Here is a 1420-nt window from a genome sequence, read left to right on the forward strand (position 1 = left end):
TTTCTTGCTGGTGGCTGCACCAGCTCAAGATGGCACGTTAGCGATGAAACACATGGGCGGTACAGGGATCTTCACTGCAGTAATGTGTGCCTTCTTTGCTGTTGAGCTGTATCGATTTATGAAAAAGCACAACATCACGATTCGCATGCCAGAGCAGGTGCCACCTGCGATCGCGCGTTCTTTCGAGGTGTTACTGCCTGTTCTAGCTGTGTTTGTCACGCTTTATCCATTAAGCATCTTCGTTCAAACCCAATACGACATGTTGATTCCTGATGCAGTTATGGCGATGTTCAAGCCATTAATCAGCGCATCAAATACTTTGCCTGCCATCATTGGTGCACTACTCATGTGTCAATTACTTTGGTTTGCAGGGATTCATGGTGCCGCGATTGTGGTTGGCCTTCTATCGCCAATCTTTCTAACAAACATCAGTGGAAACATCGACGCATTTGTTGCTGGGCAGCCTGTTCCGAATATCTTCACTCAGCCGTTCTGGGACTTCTATATCTTCATTGGTGGTTCTGGTGCGACGTTAGCGTTGGTTCTACTGATGTCATTTAGCCGCTCTGTTCACCTAAAGAGTATCGGCCGAATGAGTGCGGTTCCTGGCTTCTTCCAAATTAATGAACCAGTGATTTTTGGTAGCCCAATCGTAATGAACCCAACATTGTTCATCCCATTTGTTTTTGCTCCAGTAATTAACGCAACGATTGCTTACTTTGCTGTGCATCTTGGCTTCGTAGGTATGGGGGTGGCTACTACACCATGGACGACGCCGGCAATTATTGGTGCGTCTTGGGGAAGCGGCTGGACGTTTTCTCCGGTACTGCTCGTAGTGGGTCTGTTGATTCTTGACCTTCTTATCTACTTCCCATTCTTCAAAATGTTTGAGAAGCAAATGCTTGAGCAAGAACTACCAACAACCAAAGAAACGAAACAGGCAGAACAACCTGCTGGTGAAGGCGTAACCGCTTAATTATGAATGGGCTGTTTTACCAAGCAGCCCATATTTTTGGAGAGAGAAAATGGAACAAGAACTGGTTGTAATGGAAATCATCTGTAATGCGGGTGAAGCCAGAAGTTTAAGTTATGAAGCACTCCGTTTGGCGAGAGAGCAAAAATTTGAAGCAGCAGAAGAGAAATTGTTGCAAGCCAGAGAGTGCATTAACAAGGCGCATTTAATTCAGACGCAATTGATCGAAGAAGATCAGGGGGAGGGCAAAGTGCCGATGACTCTGGTTATGGTGCACGCTCAAGATCATTTAATGACAACGATTCTAGCGCAAGAAATGGCTGTTGAGATTGTCGCTTTGAACAAGCAACTCGCGAACAAGTAAGGAAATCATTATGTCTAGAGAGGCGATCAAACTTGCCATTATTGGTGGTGGTAGTAGCTATACCCCGGAATTGGTTGAAGGGG

The 1420-nt window shown here is 45.7% G+C and carries 2 protein-coding genes; both read left to right on the top strand.

The window, feature by feature from the left end; genetic code table 11:
* A partial coding sequence (locus R7Q38_RS23360; protein WP_318114464.1) for a PTS sugar transporter subunit IIC occupies positions 1–976 on the top strand: 976 nt, incomplete at its 5' end.
* Positions 977–1025: 49 nt separating this feature from the next.
* Entirely contained in the window at positions 1026–1337 is a 312-nt protein-coding gene (locus R7Q38_RS23365; RefSeq protein ID WP_005461092.1) for a PTS lactose/cellobiose transporter subunit IIA, read from the top strand.
* Positions 1338–1420 lie beyond the last annotated feature (83 nt).

It is taken from the genome of Vibrio sp. Vb0598 (assembly GCF_033338935.1).
Taxonomy (GTDB): Bacteria; Pseudomonadota; Gammaproteobacteria; order Enterobacterales; family Vibrionaceae; genus Vibrio; species Vibrio alginolyticus.

Coding starts and splice junctions, on each gene's coding strand:
- R7Q38_RS23365 (WP_005461092.1), top strand. CDS start 1,026: ATGGAACAAGAACTGGTTGTAATGGAAATCATCTGTAATGCGGGTGAA.